This is a genomic window from Tatumella morbirosei (assembly GCF_000757425.2).
GTDB lineage: Bacteria > Pseudomonadota > Gammaproteobacteria > Enterobacterales > Enterobacteriaceae > Tatumella > Tatumella morbirosei.
Genome location: NZ_JPKR02000003.1, coordinates 1,742,039 through 1,763,478 on the forward strand (window position 1 = coordinate 1,742,039; position 21,440 = coordinate 1,763,478).

The following is a 21,440-nucleotide window of genomic DNA, read 5'->3' on the forward strand; positions in this document are numbered from 1 at the left end:
ATGTTACAGATAGCCGAATTACATCAGTATTATGGCGGCAGCCACATTTTGCGCGGCCTGTCATTTGAAGTGCCTGTGGGTCAGGTGACTTGTCTGCTGGGCCGTAACGGAGTGGGTAAAACCACCCTGTTGCGATGCCTGATGGGGCTGTTGCCGGTAAAGTCCGGCACCATCCACTGGCAGCAACAACTGCTTAACCCGCGTAAACCCCACCAGCGGGTCAATGCCGGTATTGCCTGGGTACCGCAGGGACGAGAAATTTTCCCGCGCCTGACAGTGGAAGAAAATCTGCTGCTGGGCATGTCGCGTTTTAGCGCCCGTGAGGCACGCCACGTCCCGGAAGATATTTACCAGTTGTTCCCGGTACTGAAAGAAATGAAACACCGCCGTGGCGGGGATCTCTCCGGAGGCCAGCAGCAACAATTAGCCATTGGCCGCGCACTCGCCAGCCGCCCGCAATTGCTTATCCTGGATGAACCAACAGAAGGTATTCAGCCTTCAGTGATTAAGGAAATTGGCCAGGTAATTAAAATGCTGGCTCAGCGGGGAGATATGGGAATTCTGCTGGTTGAGCAGTTCTACGACTTCGCGGCTGAACTGGCCGATCAGTATCTGGTGATGTCCAGAGGAGAGATTATTCAGCAAGGCTCTGGCGCTGATATGGAAAAGGACGGCGTCAGAAAACTGGTTGCTATTTAATCTCACTTCCGGCGGCCCTCCACTGGCCGCCGGTTCGTGTTATCAGTGACCAAAACTAAATCCCCCCTGACTTTACCCTAAAAATAGGTATACTGGTCTACCTACTTATTTTCAGGATCTCGCCATGACTGTCAATCAGTCCCCAAAATCCACCGCTTACGACAAGCTACTGAGCGCCGCCAGGGTGCTGTTTTACAACAATGGTATTGCTGCCACCGGGATCGACGCGGTGGTGAAACGGGCCGGAGTGGCTAAAAAAAGTTTGTATAACAATTTCAGTTCCAAAGATGCACTAATTGATGCCTACCTGACAGCCCGCCATCAGGAATGGCTGGATCTCTACCGGCGTCGTTCGGCAATAGCTTCCACTCCGCAGCAAGGTATCATGGCTGTATTTAGCGCCTATGCCGATCATGCCGAATTTGAGTACGAATATGCCTTTCGTGGCTGCGGACTGCTGAATGCCGCTGCAGAACTGCCCACCGGTGCCGCAGGTCGTAAAGCTATCTGTCAGCACAAACAACAGGTTGAAGATATCCTGAAACAGCACCTGAGCCAACTGACGCATGACCGGGCACGGTGTGATTTACTGGCCCGACATTTATCGTTTCTGCTGGAAGGGAGCATGACAAGGGCCGGTCTGGAAGGAAACAGCCTCTGTATAAATCAGGCGGCTGTCATGGCCCAAAACCTGCTGGAGGCCCTGTGACCTCACGGACTTCTCGCCCGCAGGCCGGGATTGTCGCCGTACTGGCAGCAGCCATCCTCTGGGGAACTACCGGTACCGCCGCGACTTTTGCTACAGATGTCGGCCCGCTGGCAATTGGATCCGTGGCTATGGGGAGTGGCGGGATTCTACAGGCCCTGCTGGCGCTGCCAAAAATACTCTCCGGTCGCCGACAGATTGCGGCTAACTGGCTGAATTTGCTTATGGGTGCCGTGGCGGTCGCAGTCTACCCACTGGCCTTTTATGCCTCGATGCATTATGCCGGAGTCGCGGCAGGCACCGTAATTTCCATAGGTTCGGCTCCGCTGCTTTCCGCGCTGATTGAATACTATTTTGAGGGTCAGCCGCTCAGTCGCCAGTGGCTGGCTGGCGCGCTTACCGGAGTGGTCGGGATGGTGCTACTGTGTATTGCTGAAGACCAGGCGGCCGTTTCCGGAGACAGCCTGCAAACGCTGTTCGGTATGCTGTTGGGACTGGTCGCAGGCTTTACCTATGCCCTCTACTCCTGGTCAGCACGACGCATGATGCACAATGGTGTCAATGCTGTCGCTGCCATGGGTTCCACATTTGGTGCCGGTGGATTACTGCTGATTCCGGTATTGCTGCTGACCGGCGCTCCACTGCTTGCCTCTGCCACCAATACCGCGGTAGCACTCTATATGGCATTGGTGCCGATGTTTATCGGTTACCTGTGCTACGGCTTTGGGCTGGCACGTATCAAAGCCAGCACCGCAACCACGCTGACACTGACCGAACCGGTGGTCGCGGCCTTGCTGGCGGTCACTCTGGTGGGAGAACATCTGCCCGCCGCCGGTTGGATGGGTATTGGGTTTATTATGCTGTGTCTGGCCATGATTACTCTGCCGGTGCGATGGTTTCGCCTGAGCCGCCGTGTCAATGCATGATCCTGGCCGCGCCCCGGAAAGTCGCTGTACTTTCCGGGCTGACATCGGCTGTCGCTCTCTGTGATTATGCCCGGAAACAGGCTACACTCCACAGCTGAATTATCATGATCAATATGTATTAAAAGAGGCTCATTCTCGTGGCTCAATTCGTTTACAGCATGCATCGCGTGGGCAAAGTTGTCCCGCCAAAGCGGCATATCCTGAAGAACATCTCCCTGAGTTTTTTCCCGGGGGCCAAAATCGGGGTTCTGGGACTTAACGGTGCCGGTAAATCCACCCTGTTGCGCATTATGGCCGGTATTGATACCGACATTGAGGGTGAAGCACGTCCCCAGCCTGGCCTGAAAATTGGCTACCTGCCACAGGAGCCAAAACTTAATCCTGAACACACGGTGCGTGAATCCGTCGAGGAAGCCATGGCCGAAGTGGTCGGCGCCCTGAAGCGTCTGGATGAAGTTTATGCACTGTACGCCGACCCTGATGCAGACTTTGATAAGCTGGCTGCAGAACAGGGACGTCTGGAAGAAATCATCCAGGCACATGACGGCCACAACCTTAACACTCAGTTTGAACGTGCAGCCGATGCGCTGCGTCTGCCCGACTGGGATGCAAAAATCGCCAATCTCTCCGGGGGGGAACGGCGTCGTGTCGCCCTATGCCGTCTGCTGTTAGAAAAACCTGACATGCTGCTGCTCGACGAACCGACCAACCACCTGGATGCTGAGTCTGTCGCCTGGCTGGAACGCTTCCTGCACGACTTCGAAGGTACGGTTGTGGCGATTACCCACGACCGTTACTTCCTGGATAATGTTGCCGGTTGGATCCTTGAACTGGACCGTGGTGAAGGTATTCCATGGGAAGGTAACTACTCCTCCTGGCTGGAGCAGAAAGATCAGCGTCTGGCGCAGGAAGCCTCGTCTGAAGCGGCCCGTCGTAAATCTATCGAAAAAGAACTGGAATGGGTGCGTCAGGGGGCTAAAGGCCGTCAGTCTAAAGGTAAGGCCCGTCTGGCCCGCTTTGAAGAGCTGAACAGCGTTGAGTACCAGAAACGTAACGAAACCAGTGAGCTGTTTATCCCGCCTGGTGCACGTTTGGGTGACAAAGTCGTTGAAGTGAACAACCTGAGCAAGAGCTACGGCGACCGGTTGCTTATCGATAACTTAAGTTTCTCAGTGCCGAAAGGGGCAATCGTTGGGATTATCGGGGCCAACGGCGCCGGTAAATCGACCCTGTTCCGTATGTTATCCGGACAGGAACAACCAGATTCAGGCAGCATTGAGCTGGGTGAAACCGTAAAACTGGCATCAGTGGACCAGTTCCGTGATGCGATGGACAACAGCAAAACGGTCTGGGAAGAAGTGTCCGGTGGTCAGGACATCATGAAAATTGGGAACTTTGAAATGCCGAGCCGCGCCTATGTGGGTCGTTTCAACTTCAAAGGGACTGACCAGGGCAAGCGTGTCGGTGAGCTTTCCGGAGGTGAACGCGGACGCCTGCATCTGGCCAAACTGTTGCAGGTGGGCGGTAACCTGTTACTGCTCGATGAACCCACCAACGACCTGGACGTGGAAACCCTGCGGGCCCTGGAAAACGCCCTGCTGGAATTCCCGGGCTGTGCCATGGTGATCTCGCATGACCGCTGGTTCCTTGACCGTATCGCGACTCATATCCTTGACTACCAGGATGAAGGAAATGTCGCCTTCTTCGAAGGTAACTTCACTGAATATGAAGAGTACAAGAAACGGACTCTGGGGGCCGACGCACTGGAACCTAAACGTATTAAGTACAAGCGAATGACCAAGTAATATTGAGCCTGCCGGGCCGGCCATTGCTGGCCGCCCGGCAGCTTTATTTACCTGCGCTTAACGCTCACGGGTCGGGGGTAGCTGAGCGGCCGGATGTTCCAGCATATATTTCACCAGTTCAATGCAACGCAGAAAGCGCGAATCATAGTCATCTTCCTCTACCCGCACATAACGAATATTGTTCTGCTCCAGCATCCCCAGCAACATGGTCTGAAATTCCCGCCGGTCAACCGAACTACCCAGGCTGCGTAAGCCATCTGCCACCCAGGGCACATTATTTTCCAGCACGATCACCAGATCGAAACGGTATTCATCGATCATCGCCTGGACAAACGGGTGCTGACGCCCTTCATATTTCAGGCAAAAAGCCTGGGTCGTGACGAAATCGGTATCAATAAAGGCCACTTTATTGGCATATTTTACTGCGAAATCAATATACTGGGCCTGACCAAGCGCGATTTTGTCGTAATCAGAGTATTGCAGTGCAATTTCATCTCCACCCAGGTGAGAAAACACATAATCACGGCCATATTCCCATGCACTGGTGGTATTAAAAATATTTGCCAGCTTATTCACCAGGGTGGATTTCCCACTGGATTCGCCGCCCAGTAACGCGACTTTACGGACAAAAAACGGTTTTACCTCGGTCGGGATATAATCCCAGTAACGGAAGGGATCCTGACGGATCTGCTTGCCACTGATGTTCATAAATGAACGATCAGGATCAACCAGTACTGCCTGTATCGACAGATGTTTTTCGAACATCGGCGCATCGGCAGCCTCGCTGGTGTACACTTTATCAGGCACAATCCCCTTCGCGGCCAGGAACTGTTTCATGCCGTGGCTCCAGACATCCCAACCGTGCGGATAAGGTTCCATCCCTTCCTCATTGAAAGAGTGGATACGGATATTTTTCTGGTACTTGAAGGTCTGTAACAACCAGCGTAAACGGTCGCTGGTGGTGGGCTGTTCAGACATCGAGCTGTTTTCAAATAGCAGACGATCCCGCGGATCGTCGTGCCCCATAATGATATGCAGTTCATCAACCTGACTACAGGCTCGCTGTATCAGGTAGATATGACCGGTATGCAGCGGGTAGAATTTACCAAATACGACCCCGACTGTTTTTGCCGTCGGGGAAACTCCAGCCCAAGAAAACGATGTAACGCCTCCAGTTTTCGGGCGCTGGGGCTGTTAATTTTGGCGTTAATCAACTGACTCAGATAACCCTTGGTCATATCGCAGGCATCCGCCACCTGTTGCAAGGTGTATCCTTGCTGACGAATTGCCTTTTTCAGATAGTCATAAGTCGACATTCATTGCCTCTTGTCATCTGCCGGACAGCTGTCTGGCATCCACTTTGCTGCGCTGCCGGATATCGGGTATTTCAGGGGTAACGGAACCGGCCACCGAAAGCTGACCAGCTCTTTATTCTCATGCAAGTTCTTCTAACACATCCAGAGCATCTGACAGTTTTTTGACCGGATAAACCCTCATCCCTTCCGGAGGCTTTTTCGGGGCATTGGCAGCAGGGACTATTGCGCGACGAAAACCGTGTTTTGCTGCCTCTGAAATTCGTTCCTGACCGCTGGGTACCGGACGAATTTCTCCGGCAAGCCCCACTTCTCCAAAAATAACCAAATCCTGTGGCAATGGCCGATCCCGCAGGCTGGAAACCATCGCCAGCAGCAATGCCAGATCGGCACTGGTTTCGGTCACTTTGACCCCACCCACCACGTTGACGAAGACATCCTGATCAGCCATTTGCAATCCGCCATGCCGGTGCAGCACTGCCAGTAAAATGGCTAAACGATTCTGCTCCAGGCCGACCGCCACCCGACGGGGATTACCCATCATCGAATGATCGACCAGTGCCTGAATTTCCACCAGCAACGGCCTCGTCCCTTCCCAAATCACCACCACGGAACTGCCCGAGGTGATCTCATCGCCCCGCGACAGGAAAATGGCTGAGGGATTGCTGACTTCCCGCATTCCCTGCTCTGTCATGGCAAATACCCCCAGCTCATTCACCGCACCGAAACGATTTTTATGGCTGCGCAGGGTACGGAACCGGGAATCTGCATCGCCATCCAGCAATACCGAACAGTCAATACAGTGTTCCAGTACTTTAGGCCCGGCCAGAGATCCATCTTTGGTGACATGACCGACCATAACGATTGCCACGTCGTGCATTTTGGCAAATCGCGTCAGATAAGCGGCGGTTTCACGAACCTGTGCCACACTGCCAGGTGAGGACTGAATATCGGCCATATGCATTACCTGAATGGAGTCAATGACCATCAGACGTGGTTTTTCTTCCGAGGCAATCTGGCAGATTTGCTCAATGCTGGTCTCTGAGAGCATATTAAGGTTATCTGTCGGCAGACCCAAACGATGGGCACGCATCGCCACCTGTTGCAGAGACTCTTCCCCGGTCACGTACAGCGTTTTCATCTGCTCGCCGAGTTTGCATAAGGTCTGTAACAGTAATGTCGACTTCCCTGCCCCCGGATTTCCGCCAATTAAAATAGCACTGCCCGGCACGACACCGCCTCCCAGCACCCGGTCGAACTCCTTAAACCCGGTACTGAAACGAGGTAAAGCTTCCAGGCTTATCTCTGAAAGCTTCTGTACTTTAGAAACACCCGCACTGCCAGCATAGCCCGACAATCGCTCATTTCTGGCCGCGGTGGGGGTCGCAGCAATCCGCACCTCAGTGATACTGTTCCATGCCTGGCAGGCACTGCATTGTCCCTGCCAGCGCGGATAATCCGCACCGCACTCATTACAAACGTATGCACGTTTTACCGCTTTGGCCAAAACGACTCCTCAGCTTATCGTTGTTCGTGGATCCGACCACCACTCAGAATACAGAGTACCCCCGTCAGAGAGGCATTGCGGATAGTCACCGCGGCCTTTTCATTGACCTTAGGTTTGGCATGATAGGCAATCCCTAATCCGGCAGCTTTCATCATCAACAGATCATTGGCACCATCACCGATTGCAATGGTCTGGTTTTTAGGAATATCAAACCGGGCAGCCAGTTTTTCCAGAGTCACCGCTTTATGTTTTGCATCCACAATGGTGCCCAGTACGTTACCCGTCAAGCGGCCATCATAGATTTCCAGCTCATTGGCGACAGCAGCCACCAAATCCAGCTCATCACGCAGATAGTCAGCAAAAAAAGTAAAGCCGCCGGAAGCAATAGCCACTTTCCAGCCATACGACTGCAGTTCAGCGACCATTTTCCGCAGACCCGGCATTAACGGCAGCTCATCACGCACCTGTTTCAGGATTGATGCATCGGCATCTTTCAGCGCTGCGACACGCTGGCGCAGGCTGGCTTCAAAATCCAGCTCACCCCGCATAGCCCGTTCGGTCACTTCCGCAACCTGCTCACCACACCCGGCCAGTTTGGCGATTTCATCGATACATTCGATCTCTATCGCAGTGGAGTCCATATCCATCACCAGTAACCCCGGGGTTTTCAGGTGTGGTAATGCACCCAGTGGCACCACATCCAGGCCACTCTCATGGGCCAGTTTACTGGCTCGCGGGGTCAGGGAACCGGCCAGCCGGATCACCTGTACATCCTCGACAGACCAGCCACTGACGATCACCATGGCAGCACCCAGAAGGTGTTGATAATCGGTCAGGCGCTGTTTATCCAGCCCCTGTCCGTAAAGTAACCAGCCAGTACTGCCGGCACGATAATCCAGTGGCATAACTTCGTCACCACTTAAAGATAAAGGCAGACCTGGCCATTGCGCGACATCCGCAGGCAGATCACACCAGGTAAGACGGTTTGGCATCAGAGCTCCTGTAGGGGGACAACAAAACCACGCAAGAGGCTACCCCGAGTGCAGCTATTCTGGCAACATAAACCATAAGTCATTACGATTATTCGCCCAGGAATGAGACACGCCGCCCATGGCACAACAGAAAATCAGGTTTACACTGCACCGCACAGTGATCACACTGGCCTGTCTGGCGTTACTGGTGCTACTGATGCAGGGAGCCTCCTGGTTCAGCCTGAACAGCCAGAAAGTCCAGTCGACTCAGGTCCGGCAACTGGCCGGGACCCTTTCCCGCCAGGTCGCATTCAGTCTGGTTCCGCTGCTGGCTGACAGCAACAATCAGCAGGGCAGGATTGAAGCAATTTTACAACAACTGACGACCAACAGCCGGATACTGGATGCCTCGGTCTATGACACCAACGGTGCACTGGTTGCTCACAGCGGAGAAAGCATCCCGGTCAGGGACCGTCTCGGTCTGGACGGGCAACGTGCCGGCAGCTATTTCAATCATCAGATTGTCCAGCCGGTACAGGGAAAAAACGGACCGCTAGGTTTTTTACGACTGACGCTGGATACCCATGTGCTGGCCACCGAATCCCGGCAGGTAGATAACACGACCAATATTTTGCGGCTGATGATGTTGTTGGCACTGGCTATTGGCCTGGTGCTGAGCCGGACTCTGCTGAAAAACCGGCGCAGTCACTGGCAGCAGTCACCGTTCCTGCTGACGGCCAGCCAGCCAGTACCGGCGGAACCTGAGAGCGACCAGCACCCTCCCCCGGCCAGAAAAGCGCCGGCCAAAAATGCCCGTCCTCCCCGCAACCGTAAAAAACGCCGCACTTAACGCCAGACCCGCCACAGCCTGCAAGCCTGTTCACAAATAGTGAACAGGCCTCTGCTTTAAATGTTAATTTCGTGTAACGACAATCTCTGCCATGCTTATCGACAATTCGCTGCAGGTTAGGCGCCTGAACTGCATTGTTGTCACCAAATCAGGAAAAATCGGTAAGCAAAGTGGCAATGCATTTCTATACTTAGCCCATCAGCCGCAACTCTTTGCGGCACACACCGCAGTCTTAAACAGATTCATCACCAATGATGAGGAACCAGACAATGCCATTATCTGACCTGACTAATAAGTACCACATTGATATCGAAGAGACCCACAAGGCAAAGGATTATGTGTTTAATCACACCATGATTCGTGTCAAAGACCTGCCGAAAGCCATCGATTTCTACAGCCGGATTCTTGGATTCATTCCGGTATATGAAGAACGTTTCGAAGAGGCAGCTTTTACCATCGTTTATCTGGTGCGTCGTCCGTTATCCGATATCCCACAGGATGACCAGCAACGGAAACAATGGGCTCTAAGCCAGCCCGGCGTTCTGGAACTGACCTGGAACCATGGCACAGAAAAACAGGCCGGTTTTCACTATCACAATGGAAATTCAGAGCCTCAGGGCTTTGGCCATTTGTGTGTCAGCGTACCCGATGTACGCCAGGCCTGTGAGCGTTTTGAACAGCTTTCGGTGCCTTTTCAGAAAAAACTCTCTGAGGGCCGTATGAACTATGTGGCCTTTATTAAGGATCCTGACGGCTACTGGATTGAGATTCTTCAACCCACCCCGCTGGATGACTAACTATCCGTTTACCGTGGCTATCGCTAGCCTTCAACTGTACCGGAGTATTTATGACCCAATATAATCACCTGCTGCCTGATTCGCCCGCCCATTTCATTAACGGAAAATGGGTAAAATCATCACAACACGATGATGTTCTGAATCCAGCCACTGGCAAAGTTATTTGTCAGGTGGCGAAGGGCGATAAAGAGATGGTCGATAAAGCGGTAGAGGCAGCCGTAAAAGCGCAGAAAGCCTGGGCCAACAAGCCCCAGCCAGAGCGTGCGACTTTTCTGGAAGCCTGGATTGAACAGATTAAACAAAATCACGAGGCCCTGGCAACACTGCTGACCACCGAGCAAGGTAAACCGCTCAGTGAATCCCGTGGTGAAGTCGATATGGCCATCACAATGCTGCGTTACGCAGCTAATTTCGCCTGGAAACGACAGGGGGATGTACTGGCCCCCTCAGCACCTCACCAGCATTCGGTAACCCGGGAAGTGCCGCTGGGTGTCATTGGCGCGATTATTCCCTGGAATTTTCCGCTGGCACTGTTCCTGCGTAAGGCTGCCCCTGCTCTGATTGCCGGCAACTCGATTGTGATTAAGCCCAGCGAGGTTACTCCACTCAGCTCACTGGCGCTGGCAACACTGAGCCAGAAGGCGGGGATTCCTGAAGGTATTGTCAATGTGGTGTGTGGAGAAGGACGCGTGGTCGGAGACGCGATAGTCAAACATCCTGGCACCGCACTGATTACCATGACCGGATCAACCCGCGCCGGTAAAGAAATCATGAAGAATGCCGCAGAAAAAGTGATTCCGGTATCGCTGGAACTAGGCGGTAAAGCACCGTTTATTGTCATGGCGGATGCGGATATTGATAAAGCTGCGCGCGATGCAGTGAATTCGCGCATGGCAAACTGCGGACAGGTCTGTATCTGTAACGAAAGAACCTATGTTCAGCGGGCAGTATACGATAAGTTTATCCGGGCTTTAGAGAAAGCTGCTCAGGAAATCGTGGTCGGTGACCCGTTGCAGGAAGGCACTATTGTCGGCCCGAAAGTCTCACCGGCAGAAAAACAGCATGTCGATGAGCTACTGGAAACCACCCTTAAAGAGGGCGGAAAAATCCTCTGGCAGGCAAAATTGCCACAGGATCCGGAACTGTCAAAAGGTAACTGGGTTGCTCCGGTGATAGTTACTGATTTACCGGAAGATGCAACCATCCTCAGTGAAGAGGTGTTCGGTCCGGTGCTGCCAGTGGTGGTATTTGATACTCAGGAAGAGGTCATCGAAAAAGCTAATGCTGCTGAATATGGCCTGAGTTCTTACCTGTATACCAGCAGCCTGTCGACAGCGTTCCAGATTTCCGATCAACTGGAATATGGTGAGGTTTATATCAACCGATTCGGACCGGAAGAGATTAATGGCTTCCATGCCGGATGGAAACTCTCCGGACTGGGCGGGGATGACGGCGAATATGGCTATCAGCTGTACATCAAACGTAAGACCGTCTATATCGATTATCAGTAATCTGCTATACCCCGGGGCGCGTCCTGTGCCCCGTTTTACGTCTGACTGAGCGGCGTAGACAGCATGCCCTGAATAACAGGACTTATTATGAATGTGTTACTGATCCTCTGCCTGTTGCTGGGGATTTTTGTCCGACGGTTTATCACGTTTCCTGAACAACTGGTGCCTTGTTTTAACTGGTGGCTGATAAGTATTGCCCTACCCTGCGTTATCCTGACCCTGATCCCGCATACCCGGTTCGATAGCTCAAGCCTGTTCCCCGTGCTGAGCATGTGGCTGGTATTCCTCGGGGCGCTGATACTGGCGGTAGTCGCCTGCCGGTTTGCCGGCTGGTCGCGGGAAGTCTGCGGGGTATTAATTCTGGTCGCGGGTATCGGTAACACGTCGTTTATGGGATATCCCATTATTTCCGGATATTACGGAGCCGACGGACTGAAAACTGCGGTAATTGCCGATCAGCTGGGCAGCTTTATTATCCTGTCCACGGCCGGAGTTATTGTGATGGCACTTTGCTCTGGTCACCAGGTGAGCGTAAAACAGGTCACAAAGCGGATAATCACCTTTCCACCCTTTGTTGCCCTGGTCGCGAGCCTGTTGCTAAAACTGACCAATGGACTGCCGGACGTGTTGCAATCACCGGTGGCCAGTATCGGAGCGACCATGACTCCGTTGGCACTGTTTACCGTTGGATTACAGATCCAGCTGCGCCCGCCTCGCCGGCTGTTTATCCCGTTGCTGGCTGGGACAATATGGAAGCTGTTAGCAGCCCCGGTATTGGTGCTGTTCGCCTCGTTGCTTTTCCCTGTCAGTACTGAAGTCAGAAATATATCAGTACTACAGGCGGGTATGGCCCCGATGATAGCGGCGGCGATTATGGCGCAACGGGCGGGGCTAAAGCCGGAACTGGCCACAGCATTACAAAGTTACGGTATTTTATTTTCCTTCGTCACCATTGTCGGATGGCATGGAGTGTTATGACCGTTTAACGCGGTTAAGGAGTCGCTATGTTGTTAAAATTACATCAGTTAGGTTTCTTTTGTGCTCTGGTGGAAGAAGGTAGTGTGGCTGCGGCCGCAGACAAAATGTGTTGCGTGCCGTCGAACATCAGTACCCGTATTAAAGAGCTGGAGAGTAGTCTTGGCGTAGCACTGGTGAACCGCGAGAAACAGCGCCTGACTCTGACCCCGGAAGGGCGGGCTTTTTATCCCAAAGCTCAGCAGTTACTCGAACAGAGTAAACAATGCCTGACTTTTTTTCAGCATTCTTTGTTACAGGGACAGCTGCAGCTCGGAGTACTTGATGTAGCCCTGAACGGACCATTACAACAGGCGGTGGTTGAGTTTATGCATCAGCATCCGCAGGTACAAATCAATATCTGCTGTCACTCATCCCTGACACTCATGGAAAAGCTGCTACAGGGAGAGTTGGATATGATTCTGGTTGACGGTCCGATAGAGCATCCGGCCCTGAAAGCGGAATTTTATGCTCCGGAAAAGCTGTCGCTGGTCACTCACCTGGCCGATCCCGGGCAGTTTCGTGACAAGGCATCCGGGTTGACGCTGTTCAGCTTCGGGGAAAAATGTTTCTACCATATGCTGGTTCGCCAGTGGCTGAGTCAGCAGAATCTGCGTTACGCGCGCCAGTCGGATATCGAGTCTTATGAGCTTATCCTGAGTGCCGTTCACCGGCGACTGGGATTCACGGTGATGCCGCAGACTTTTATCGACAATAATCCGCTTCTGGCGGGGCTACACCTGTTTCCACTGGATAATATTCCGTCCTGCGATATTTATCTGGTGAGTCAGACCCTGGACCAGTCAGCACTCGCAGAAGCATTTTACCGACACCTCACCCGTCGTCAGCAAGTAGCAAAGCCAGCCGTTAACTAACGTCTGGCTGTAACGCCATAGAGTAAAAACTATGCTGACAATAGCACCTGTAATTCCGCCAGGTTTTTAACCTGCCAGTCAGGCCTCAACGCCTCTGGCAGAGCGCGGGTACCATGATCCAGCCAACAGGTTTTCATTCCGGCATTGATCCCCCCCAGAATATCTGACTCCGGGGTATCCCCTACCATCAACACCCGGCCAGGCTGAGGATTGCCTAGTTGTTGCAAGGTATAGTCAAATATCGCCCGATCCGGTTTGGCTATGCCAAGTTGTTCGGAGATCACCAGAGCATCGAAGTAATCACTAAAACCGGTGCGCTGCAGGCGGGTCTGCTGTAAACGGGTAAAACCATTGGTAATAATTGCCAGCCGGACTTTACCCCGCAGGCTATTGAGCAATGCTTCAGCACCTGGCAATGGCTGGCAGATGTCGGCCATTGTCGCTAAATACTGGTCATTCAACTGTTCCGCGGCCACATCCAGCCGCGCAGACCAGTGCATAAAACGTCTGACCTGCAACTGGGTGGCATTGATTTTTCCGTCCTGATATTCCACCCACAATGGTTTATTCACCGCCTGATAATCGGCATAATCCTGTTCGGTAAATGTCACCTGATAGCCCTGCAACATTTGTTGCAGGCCACGGAATGAATCAAAGGTAAACAGCGTTTCGTCTGCATCAAAAATAATGCAGTCCAGTGTATCCAGCATGGGGGTCTCCGCCAGCAAAAAATCAGATTACAGCACCAGGGCCATGATGAGAGCATCCTCACGGCCTGAAGGGGTCGGGTAATAACGGGGTCTGCGAGAGACCTGATTAAAACCAAGTTGTTCATAAAGCGCGATCGCCGGCAGATTAGACTCTCTGACTTCCAACCATAACGTCTGCACTCCACGGGCTACCAGCTCTTCAGCCAGCGTTTCCAGTAAACGGCGCGCGAACCCCCGGCGTTGAAAATCCGGGTCGATCGCAATATTAAATAATGAGGCTTCATCCAGCACTATCTGGGTAATCGCAAAACCGGCCATTTTTCCGTCGGCATCAATCCGGTAGTTCAGATAACGTTCGCCCTGATTTCCGGCGAAAGTTTCAGCTGACCAGGGGAATGCATGGCAACGCTGCTCGATGGCCAACGCTTGTGCCTGATCTTCAGGCGCGAGAAAAGAAATGACTGTCATAAGTAGTGATTTGTTGCCATAAATTGCGCTTTGCCGCGCTGCTGTTAATAAGCTCCGCAAGCGGAGGAGAAACCAGCTGTACTGTCGAATATTGCTTATCGGCCGGGACACCCAACAGCCAGACCGGGCAGGTCAGCGGTTCCGGCAGCATACTAAGCTGACGGGCGGTCAGAAGCCTCGACTGATGTTGCTGAAGCCCTAAGCTTTGCAGAACATCCCGCAGAAAGTTCGGTGGAGAGGGCAAATTTTCGGCCGCAACTATCACCAGCCGGGTATCAGGATGCAACCTTACCGCCACCTCTCCCTGTAACACCCGGGGATGATGAAGCCGGTATTGTGTGATACCCATCTGCTGTAACAACCAGTCGCGCCTGCTTGTCATGAATTAAGTCCGTCAGTAAGAAGATTGCGTGCATATGCTAGCAAACCCATCGTACATGCGCCAACAAACCACTATAATCGTCGGGCTTAAGAATAAGGAGCCAATATGTCCGCGTATACACCGGCCAGTGAAGTGATACTGCGCCACAGTGAAGAGTTCGAAACCCGTCATGTTTTATTTGCCGGGGACCTGCAGGATGAATTGCCGGCGCAGTTGGCGACCGCTTCCCGCAAAGTTCATACCCAGCAATATCACCACTGGCAGAATCTTAGTCAGCGGATGGGTGACGATGCCAGTTTCAGTCTGGTGGCTGAAGCCGGAATGGTCAACGGCTGTGACACCCTGGTATATTATTGGCCCAAAAATAAACCAGAAGCTCAGTTCCAGTTGCAGAACCTGCTGTCCCTGATGCCGGTGGGCAGCGATATTTTCGTGGTGGGGGAAAACCGCAGCGGTGTTCGCAGTGCAGAAACGTTGCTGGCTCCCTGGGCTGCGATAGAGAAAATTGATAGTGCCAGACGCTGTGGTCTGTACCACGGCCGTCTTGAGCAACAACCCGCATTCAATGCTGAAAGTTTTGCAAACCACTATCAGTATGACGGGCTGACCATTCATACCCTGCCAGGTGTCTTCAGCCGTGACGGGCTGGACGCTGGCAGTGCATTACTGCTTTCAACCCTTACTCCGCACACTAAAGGTAAAGTGTTGGATGTGGGCTGTGGTGCCGGAGTGCTGTCTGTGACACTGGCCAAACATTCGCCGAAAGTTCGGCTGTGGCTGACCGATGTCAATGCTGCAGCGCTGGCTGCCAGCCAGGCAACACTGGCCGCCAATGATGTCGAAGGCGAAGTGATTGCCAGCAATGTCTTTTCCGACGTGACCGGCCGGTTTGATATGATAATCTCCAATCCGCCGTTTCATGAAGGGTTGCAAACCAGCCTGGATGCTGCAACCGCACTCATCCGCGGTGCAGTGAAGCATCTGAACACTGGCGGTGAACTACGGATTGTCGCTAATGCCTTCTTACCCTACCCGCAGGTACTGGACGAGACCTTCGGTAACCATGAAGTGCTGGCGCAGACCGGTCGGTTCCGTGTCTACCGGAGCATCTATGGCCGTGGCAACCGCCCGAAATAAGTCGCATTAACTAAGCAACTGGCAGTGCTGCTGAATTTTACAGCAAATACACCCCCGACAATCAAATATCAGTTGACGCGGGGTGGAAAACCTCTAAAATGCGCCTCCGTGGTGACAATACAGTTACGCTGTATTGACGGTATGCGAAGGTGGCGGAATTGGTAGACGCGCTAGCTTCAGGTGTTAGTGTCTTAACGGACGTGAGGGTTCAAGTCCCTCTCTTCGCACCAAAACCACGAGTTTTATATCATCCTGAATACTGCGAAGGTGGCGGAATTGGTAGACGCGCTAGCTTCAGGTGTTAGTGTCTTAACGGACGTGAGGGTTCAAGTCCCTCTCTTCGCACCAGGATACTGATATAAAATGACAACCAATGCGAAGGTGGCGGAATTGGTAGACGCGCTAGCTTCAGGTGTTAGTGTCTTAACGGACGTGAGGGTTCAAGTCCCTCTCTTCGCACCACGTTGTCATCCCTCTCTGACTATCTCACACTGCCCTGAAGAACATCATCCCTGGCAGTTTTTCCCGAACTTCTTTCCGTAAATATATTGCAGCCCATTCCCTGAACTCTTCCTGCCAGCCGTTTAGCTTAGCTGAAAATTAACCATGATTGCCGCGAGCCCGCCAGACACGACCAGGCACGAAGGCAATAACAGATAATGGCGTAAGCGATGATGAAACAGCATTACCAGCGTCATGAGTAACGCAGTCAGCATAATAATCCGCCACTGCTCAAAGCCGGGATGCCACAATGCAAACAGTGGTAACGCGATACAGGGCAGCAAAACTCCCCAGCCACTGTCCAGTCGTTTCCCCATTACCCAACTAAACATCCATAACGAACCTGAAGCCAGCATTGCAACTTCCATCGATTACGCTCCGAAAATGATAATGATTTTCACTATCATATGATAACAATTGTCATTTTCCAGCTTTTTTACGTTTGTGACACAAAAAACTGCTTTTTTGACCGCTACGCGGCGGAATTCACGGGGCAGGCGTTTACAGCACTGCTGGCTTATGGCAATTTTTAATGCTGAATAATTCCCGGAGATAAACATGAGTCTGCAGTCGGTACAGCAGTTTTTTGCTGAGCATGCCCCTGATATTGAAGTGATTGAAACCACGGAAAGTACCGCGACGGTCGATATGGCAGCACGGGTTCATGGTGTCACTCCAGGCCAGATAGCCAAGACCCTGTCTCTGAAAGTAAAACAGGCGATAGTGCTGATTGTGATGCGTGGCGACGCGCGACTGGATAATAAAAAACTGAAAGATACTCTGGGCGCCAAAGCGCGGATGCTGAGTGTCGATGAGGTGATCAATGCCACCGGACATCCGGTGGGTGGTGTCTGCCCTTTCGGGCTGGAAAATCCGTTAACAGTCTACTGTGATGTCTCTTTACAGGCGTTTGATGAAGTGCTGCCTGCGGCGGGAGCCACCCATAGTGCGGTCAGAATCTCTCCGCAACGGATGGCAGAACTGACAAACGCCAGTTGGGTTGACGTTTGCCAGTAAAAAAGCTGGCGGTGATGACCGCCGCCGGCATCAATCCTCACCTGAGATCCTGATCCCCCGGGTTTCACGGCCAAACGCAGTCAGTAAGCAGATAAGCACCGCCACTGTCCCCGCCACGATAGCCATACTCAGACCATAATTTCCGCCATGAGTCGCCGCAATTTTAGACTGCAGTGTCGCATTCACGGAAGCAATCAGATTTCCCAGTTGATAGACGAAGCCAGGCAGGACGGCACGGGCAGTCGAGGGGACCAATTCGGTCAGCCAGGTCGGGATAACGCCCCAGGCGCCCTGCACCATAAACTGCATTAAAAATGCGCCCAGACCAATCATCCAGGAACCGGAAGAGAAGGCCCATAACGGCAGTACCGGTAATGCCAGCGCCGAGGCGAGCATTATGGCTTTCTTGCGACCAATTTTCTCAGACAACAGACCAAAGCAAACACCGCCCAACATCGCCGCGATGTTATAGCAGATAGCAATGATACTGACGGTATGCGCATCAAACTGATGCTGGACCTTGAGGAAGGTTGGATAAAGATCCTGAGTACCGTGGCTAAAGAAGTTAAAACAGGCCATCAGCAGGACCAGATAACAGCATAGTTTGGCATTCTGCTTAATGACCGGCAACAGAGCGTGGCTTTCTGCACGGGCTTTGGAGGCCAGCCACACCGGAGATTCAGGCACTTTAAAATAGATGAATGGCAATAGCAGGATAGGCAATGCCCCCACCATAAACATTCCACGCCAGCCAATGAGATTATACAGCAGACCGAAGATGACAGAAGCCAGCAGATAACCACACGGATATCCCGCCTGAAAAATCCCTGACATCAAACCCCGGGAACGATCCGGAATGGTTTCCATCGCCAGCGACGAGGCTACACCCCAGATTCCCCCCATCGCAATCCCGTAGATCACGCGGAAAGTCAGGAACGCACCGAAGGTGGGTGACCAGGCTGACAACAGTTCAAACACCGAAAACATAACGATGTTGACCATCAGAATCGGACGGCGGCCAAATTTTTCAGCCAGACGACCGAATATCAGCGCACCGACAGGTCTGACCGCCAAAGTAAGCATAATAGAGAGTGATACATCAGTGATAGTGTTATGAAAATACTGAGCCAGATCGCTCAGTACAAATACCAGAATAAAAAAATCAAACGCATCCAGAGTCCAGCTAATAAAGCTGGCAAAGGCGACATTACGCTGAGTTGGCGTCCAGTGAAACATATTATTTATCCTTTTCAGCACGTTAGCCAAGACTGTACCTGTCGGCAGGAAAGCCAGAGTAACGCGGATAACAAGAGGGAAGAGGTGAGGTTATTTTTTTGTTAATACTATTTTTATAGCATTTCACAACAGAAGCTGAAGGTGAGTATTTGTCAGAAATGTCAATGAGATGTAAATAATTATGTCGTGAAGGAAGTGGGCACGCGTAACAATAACTGCCGGAATGCTATTGAACGCCTCAGAATACACTGACCAGCATCACAGATATCTCCCTGCAATCTGCAGGCAGATCTCAATTCGTCCGGAAATATCATCACAAGTGACGGATTGTGTTTTATACTTATTCTTCGGCACAAAAAAATACATTCAGAAAAATATCAAATAGTTAGCAACGACACTGATTTTTAGTGTCGCGGGTATGGCCAGCAAGTGATTGGGTCAGCAATGTTATTACTCTATCCTGCCAGCATGACATTGGTATGACAGTTTTTTGTGAATTATCCCGGAATAATACTGATGACCATTTTGCAGCAGGTCACCAACAGAGTTAAGGCGTAACAACAGGCATCTCAGCCAGTAAGCAGATTCATCCTCTGCGGCAGAATGTCTGGCGACGGAATCCGTCCATCTGTCGTTATTTCTTTATCAGGAGAGCCAGGTAGTGTCAGTCATTGTTTCATTCGGACTTTTTATTGCGTCAGTGTTCCTTTATTCGCGTAAAGCCGGACGGCATCGCCTGTGGTTTATCCTGATGCTGTTGTTGCTGATGATTTTCCTGCTGCTTAACGCGGTTTTATTTGCCAGTGACTACTTTACCGGTAATGGCATCACCGATGCAGTCATCTATACCCTGACCAGCAGCCTGACCGGTGCCGGCACCGCTAAATACATTCTGCCGGCAGCAGGACTGATCCTGCTCTTCATCGCCTTGTTTTGCGCTTTGGGCTGGCTGCTGTACAAAAAAGACCAACAACACCATTTAGGCTGGAGCCTGCTGGCCTGTGTACTGGCCCTGTTGTCGATCAATACCAGCCCGGCGTACTATCAGGTTAAAGAGATTATTACGTCACATACAGGCAAAGATGGCTCAGATTTTGATGATTATTTTAAAGTCCCTGCGGCAAAGATTGAAAACCCCTCGCTGAACCTGGTGTATATCTACGCAGAAAGTCTGGAACGTACCTATTTCGATCAGCAAGCCTTTCCTGACCTGGCTCCGGAATTGTCACAACAGATGAACTCCGGCATCGATTTCACCCGAACCGCTCAGTTACCGGGCACCGATTATACCATCGCGGGTATGGTCGCCTCTCAGTGTGGTATTCCACTGTTTGCCCCCTTTGAAGGTAACGCATCGTCATCATTATCCAGCTTCTATCCGCAAAATATTTGCCTCGGGGATATACTGAAAAACTCAGGCTACCAGAACTGGTTCCTGCAGGGTGCTGACCTCCGGTTCGGCGGTAAAGATGTGTTTCTCAAATCCCACGGGTTTGACGCGCAACATCTTGAAGGTTCTGAAGAACTGAAATCTCAGGTGACAAATCCAGACTACCGGAATAACTGGGGATTTTATGATGATACGGTTCTGGATAAAGTTTTCGAGAAGTACCAACAGTTATCCCGGGAAAAACAACGATTTGCATTATTCGCGCTGACCGTAGATACCCACCACCCGGACGGCTTTATCTCGGCGACCTGCCAGCGCAAAACCTACCCTTATGACGGAAAAAATAACCTGTCGTTTAGTGCAGTTTCCTGTTCTCAGGAACACATTGCCCGTCTTATTGCGCGGATAAAAAGCTCACCGTGGTTTAAAAATACTATTATCGTGGTGGGATCAGACCATCTGGCGATGAATAACACCGCTTATCGTTACCTGATCAAGCATCCACGCCACGATAGCTTTTTTATTATTCGTGGTGATAAGCCTGAAACCACAGAGATCAACCGTAAACGCAGCACGATGGATAACGGTGCGACCGTACTTGATATTCTGGGTGGTGATAATTTTATTGGTCTGGGGCGAAGCAGCCTGTCAGGAACCTCATTATCCGAAATATTTACTGACCTGCCCCGCAAGATCAACGCGTGGAAACCGGACATCATCCAGTTATGGAATTTCCCGCGGCGCATTGACCGGTTTACTGTCGATCAGCAAAAAAACACCCTGAGCTTTTCCGGATCCACCTTCCGTCTGCCGGTACTGATAAAAGTGGGCAACGACAAAGTCGAACCGATCCCGGAAGGGGTATATGCCGAAACATTAACTTCACGTCTGAGTAAATTTGCAGCCGGAGATAAATTTGTCTGGTTTGACAGATGCTATAAGGCTGGCCGGTTATGGGCTCCGAACCTCGCCTTGTCAGATGCGTTATGTTACACCACAGGTGAACTGGGAGGTAAACCCCGGGTCACAGAAATCGGCCGCGGAAATTACCAGGGCAATGTGGCCTTTACCCCGGCAGTCATCTCAGAGGATACCTATCGTCAGACGCTGCAGCAGTTACAGGTGCCTGATAATGATATCCGCTATCCGTCTGACAGTTACCTGTTCTATCTGCCTGGTGCTCCACAGTCCGTCGCCAGCTACAGTGGTTTATCACGCGCGGAAAGTTGGGGACGTTGGTCAAATGCCAATCTGGCTCCGGTGGTTACCATTAACTACACCCGCCCATTACCGGATGAATTTACGTTACACATCGTGGCAAAAGGCTATGGGCCGAATATCGGTAAACCGGTCACCGTCAGTGTGGGGGGTGAACAACACAGCTTTACTCCTACCGGGGAGCTGGCTGACTATTCACTGCAATTTACCCGCCACAGCAACAGCCCAACGCTGGTCATTACTCCACCGGCACCTGTTGAAAGTATGCTGAATAATATTATCGGGCAGGACCCAAGAAAACTGGGTGTAGGTATGAAGTCGTTACAGATTATCAGCGGGGAGACCCGTGCAGAGCCAGAGGATAAACCACTCCCAGAATAACAGAAGATGGCCGCATTGGTCTGCGG

Annotated in this window: 19 protein-coding genes, 3 tRNA genes and 1 pseudogene; 15 read left to right on the forward strand and 8 right to left on the reverse strand. The window is 51.9% G+C overall.

Annotation, left to right across the window (positions count from 1 at the left end; all coding sequences use genetic code 11):
- The 4 genes from urtE to ettA all read left to right on the forward strand — a co-directional run bounded on the left by urtE (position 1) and on the right by ettA (position 4,136).
- The gene (gene urtE / locus HA49_RS10780; RefSeq protein WP_038023218.1) at positions 1-699 is read left to right on the forward strand and encodes an urea ABC transporter ATP-binding subunit UrtE; all 699 of its coding nucleotides are present in this window, start codon (positions 1-3) and stop codon (positions 697-699) included.
- Between the two features lie 124 nt (positions 700-823).
- On the forward strand, positions 824-1,408 hold the full coding sequence (locus HA49_RS10785) for a TetR/AcrR family transcriptional regulator (RefSeq protein WP_038023219.1): 585 nt from the start codon (positions 824-826) through the stop codon (positions 1,406-1,408).
- Entirely contained in the window at positions 1,405-2,331 is a 927-nt protein-coding gene (locus tag HA49_RS10790; RefSeq protein ID WP_038023222.1) for a DMT family transporter, read from the forward strand. Before HA49_RS10785 ends, HA49_RS10790 begins: the two co-directional genes overlap by 4 nt.
- A 137-nt stretch (positions 2,332-2,468) precedes the next feature.
- Positions 2,469-4,136 carry an energy-dependent translational throttle protein EttA gene (gene ettA, locus HA49_RS10795; RefSeq protein WP_072055927.1) on the forward strand — a complete coding sequence of 556 codons (1,668 nt, stop codon included), beginning with the start codon at positions 2,469-2,471 and terminating at the stop codon, positions 4,134-4,136.
- A gap of 57 nt (positions 4,137-4,193) precedes the next feature.
- On the opposite strand, the pseudogene nadR reads toward ettA, so the two are convergent.
- From nadR to serB, 3 genes and pseudogenes are all read right to left on the reverse strand, one after another.
- Positions 4,194-5,452, reverse strand: a pseudogene (gene nadR / locus HA49_RS10800) (multifunctional transcriptional regulator/nicotinamide-nucleotide adenylyltransferase/ribosylnicotinamide kinase NadR).
- A 118-nt stretch (positions 5,453-5,570) separates the two neighbouring features.
- Complete coding sequence (gene radA / locus HA49_RS10805) at positions 5,571-6,956, reverse strand: DNA repair protein RadA (protein ID WP_038023225.1); 1,386 nt, start codon at positions 6,954-6,956, stop codon at positions 5,571-5,573.
- Positions 6,957-6,970: 14 nt separating this feature from the next.
- A complete protein-coding gene (gene serB, locus HA49_RS10810) occupies positions 6,971-7,948 on the reverse strand; it encodes a phosphoserine phosphatase (RefSeq protein WP_038023227.1) in 978 nt (325 codons plus the stop codon).
- A 118-nt stretch (positions 7,949-8,066) separates the two neighbouring features.
- Between serB and HA49_RS10815 the strand changes: the two genes are divergently transcribed.
- The 5 genes from HA49_RS10815 to HA49_RS20590 all read left to right on the forward strand — a co-directional run bounded on the left by HA49_RS10815 (position 8,067) and on the right by HA49_RS20590 (position 12,974).
- Positions 8,067-8,777 (forward strand): YtjB family periplasmic protein, encoded by a 711-nt coding sequence (locus HA49_RS10815; protein ID WP_038023229.1) that lies wholly within the window; start codon positions 8,067-8,069, stop codon positions 8,775-8,777.
- 269 nt (positions 8,778-9,046) lie between these two features.
- Entirely contained in the window at positions 9,047-9,574 is a 528-nt protein-coding gene (gene gloA / locus HA49_RS10820) for a lactoylglutathione lyase (protein WP_038023231.1), read from the forward strand.
- Positions 9,575-9,624: 50 nt separating this feature from the next.
- On the forward strand, positions 9,625-11,085 hold the full coding sequence (locus tag HA49_RS10825) for an aldehyde dehydrogenase family protein (protein WP_046791743.1): 1,461 nt from the start codon (positions 9,625-9,627) through the stop codon (positions 11,083-11,085).
- An 87-nt stretch (positions 11,086-11,172) separates the two neighbouring features.
- Positions 11,173-12,063, forward strand: coding sequence for an AEC family transporter (locus tag HA49_RS10830; RefSeq protein ID WP_038023234.1), 891 nt, complete (start codon positions 11,173-11,175; stop codon positions 12,061-12,063).
- 26 nt (positions 12,064-12,089) lie between these two features.
- A complete protein-coding gene (locus tag HA49_RS20590) occupies positions 12,090-12,974 on the forward strand; it encodes a LysR family transcriptional regulator (RefSeq protein WP_052752469.1) in 885 nt (294 codons plus the stop codon).
- Positions 12,975-13,003: 29 nt separating this feature from the next.
- Here the strand turns inward: HA49_RS20590 and yjjG are convergent, their stop codons facing one another.
- Genes yjjG through HA49_RS10850 form a run of 3 tightly spaced genes read right to left on the reverse strand, consistent with a single transcriptional unit; the run spans position 13,004 to position 14,534 of the window.
- Positions 13,004-13,684 carry a pyrimidine 5'-nucleotidase gene (gene yjjG, locus HA49_RS10840; RefSeq protein WP_038023235.1) on the reverse strand — a complete coding sequence of 227 codons (681 nt, stop codon included), beginning with the start codon at positions 13,682-13,684 and terminating at the stop codon, positions 13,004-13,006.
- Between the two features lie 27 nt (positions 13,685-13,711).
- Positions 13,712-14,152 carry a ribosomal protein S18-alanine N-acetyltransferase gene (gene rimI / locus HA49_RS10845; RefSeq protein WP_038023238.1) on the reverse strand — a complete coding sequence of 147 codons (441 nt, stop codon included), beginning with the start codon at positions 14,150-14,152 and terminating at the stop codon, positions 13,712-13,714.
- A complete protein-coding gene (locus HA49_RS10850) occupies positions 14,124-14,534 on the reverse strand; it encodes a DNA polymerase III subunit psi (protein ID WP_038023239.1) in 411 nt (136 codons plus the stop codon). The genes rimI and HA49_RS10850 overlap by 29 nt, the downstream gene beginning before the upstream one ends.
- A gap of 105 nt (positions 14,535-14,639) precedes the next feature.
- Between HA49_RS10850 and rsmC the strand changes: the two genes are divergently transcribed.
- From rsmC to HA49_RS10870, 4 genes are all read left to right on the forward strand, one after another.
- A complete protein-coding gene (gene rsmC / locus HA49_RS10855) occupies positions 14,640-15,671 on the forward strand; it encodes a 16S rRNA (guanine(1207)-N(2))-methyltransferase RsmC (protein WP_038023241.1) in 1,032 nt (343 codons plus the stop codon).
- Positions 15,672-15,814: 143 nt separating this feature from the next.
- A tRNA-Leu gene (locus HA49_RS10860) sits at positions 15,815-15,901 on the forward strand.
- Between the two features lie 31 nt (positions 15,902-15,932).
- Positions 15,933-16,019: transfer RNA gene (locus HA49_RS10865), tRNA-Leu, on the forward strand.
- Between the two features lie 27 nt (positions 16,020-16,046).
- Positions 16,047-16,133 (forward strand) — tRNA-Leu (locus HA49_RS10870).
- Between the two features lie 122 nt (positions 16,134-16,255).
- Here the strand turns inward: HA49_RS10870 and HA49_RS10875 are convergent.
- Complete coding sequence (locus tag HA49_RS10875) at positions 16,256-16,540, reverse strand: DUF1435 domain-containing protein (RefSeq protein ID WP_038023244.1); 285 nt, start codon at positions 16,538-16,540, stop codon at positions 16,256-16,258.
- A gap of 190 nt (positions 16,541-16,730) precedes the next feature.
- Between HA49_RS10875 and HA49_RS10885 the strand changes: the two genes are divergently transcribed.
- Positions 16,731-17,189, forward strand: coding sequence for a YbaK/EbsC family protein (locus HA49_RS10885; protein WP_038023247.1), 459 nt, complete (start codon positions 16,731-16,733; stop codon positions 17,187-17,189).
- A gap of 30 nt (positions 17,190-17,219) precedes the next feature.
- Here the strand turns inward: HA49_RS10885 and HA49_RS10890 are convergent, their stop codons facing one another.
- Positions 17,220-18,425, reverse strand: a complete 1,206-nt coding sequence (locus HA49_RS10890; RefSeq protein ID WP_038023250.1) for an MFS transporter — start codon at positions 18,423-18,425, stop codon at positions 17,220-17,222.
- Between the two features lie 661 nt (positions 18,426-19,086).
- Between HA49_RS10890 and opgB the strand changes: the two genes are divergently transcribed.
- A complete protein-coding gene (gene opgB / locus HA49_RS10895) occupies positions 19,087-21,414 on the forward strand; it encodes a phosphatidylglycerol--membrane-oligosaccharide glycerophosphotransferase (RefSeq protein ID WP_046791744.1) in 2,328 nt (775 codons plus the stop codon).
- The last annotated feature ends 26 nt before the right edge of the window (positions 21,415-21,440 follow it).

Coding starts and splice junctions, on each gene's coding strand:
- urtE (WP_038023218.1), top strand. CDS start 1: ATGTTACAGATAGCCGAATTACATCAGTATTATGGCGGCAGCCACATT.
- HA49_RS10785 (WP_038023219.1), top strand. CDS start 824: ATGACTGTCAATCAGTCCCCAAAATCCACCGCTTACGACAAGCTACTG.
- serB (WP_038023227.1), bottom strand. CDS start 7,948: ATGCCAAACCGTCTTACCTGGTGTGATCTGCCTGCGGATGTCGCGCAA.
- HA49_RS10815 (WP_038023229.1), top strand. CDS start 8,067: ATGGCACAACAGAAAATCAGGTTTACACTGCACCGCACAGTGATCACA.
- gloA (WP_038023231.1), top strand. CDS start 9,047: ATGCCATTATCTGACCTGACTAATAAGTACCACATTGATATCGAAGAG.
- HA49_RS10825 (WP_046791743.1), top strand. CDS start 9,625: ATGACCCAATATAATCACCTGCTGCCTGATTCGCCCGCCCATTTCATT.
- HA49_RS10830 (WP_038023234.1), top strand. CDS start 11,173: ATGAATGTGTTACTGATCCTCTGCCTGTTGCTGGGGATTTTTGTCCGA.
- HA49_RS20590 (WP_052752469.1), top strand. CDS start 12,090: ATGTTGTTAAAATTACATCAGTTAGGTTTCTTTTGTGCTCTGGTGGAA.
- yjjG (WP_038023235.1), bottom strand. CDS start 13,684: ATGCTGGATACACTGGACTGCATTATTTTTGATGCAGACGAAACGCTG.
- rimI (WP_038023238.1), bottom strand. CDS start 14,152: ATGACAGTCATTTCTTTTCTCGCGCCTGAAGATCAGGCACAAGCGTTG.
- HA49_RS10850 (WP_038023239.1), bottom strand. CDS start 14,534: ATGACAAGCAGGCGCGACTGGTTGTTACAGCAGATGGGTATCACACAA.
- rsmC (WP_038023241.1), top strand. CDS start 14,640: ATGTCCGCGTATACACCGGCCAGTGAAGTGATACTGCGCCACAGTGAA.
- HA49_RS10875 (WP_038023244.1), bottom strand. CDS start 16,540: ATGGAAGTTGCAATGCTGGCTTCAGGTTCGTTATGGATGTTTAGTTGG.
- HA49_RS10885 (WP_038023247.1), top strand. CDS start 16,731: ATGAGTCTGCAGTCGGTACAGCAGTTTTTTGCTGAGCATGCCCCTGAT.
- HA49_RS10890 (WP_038023250.1), bottom strand. CDS start 18,425: ATGTTTCACTGGACGCCAACTCAGCGTAATGTCGCCTTTGCCAGCTTT.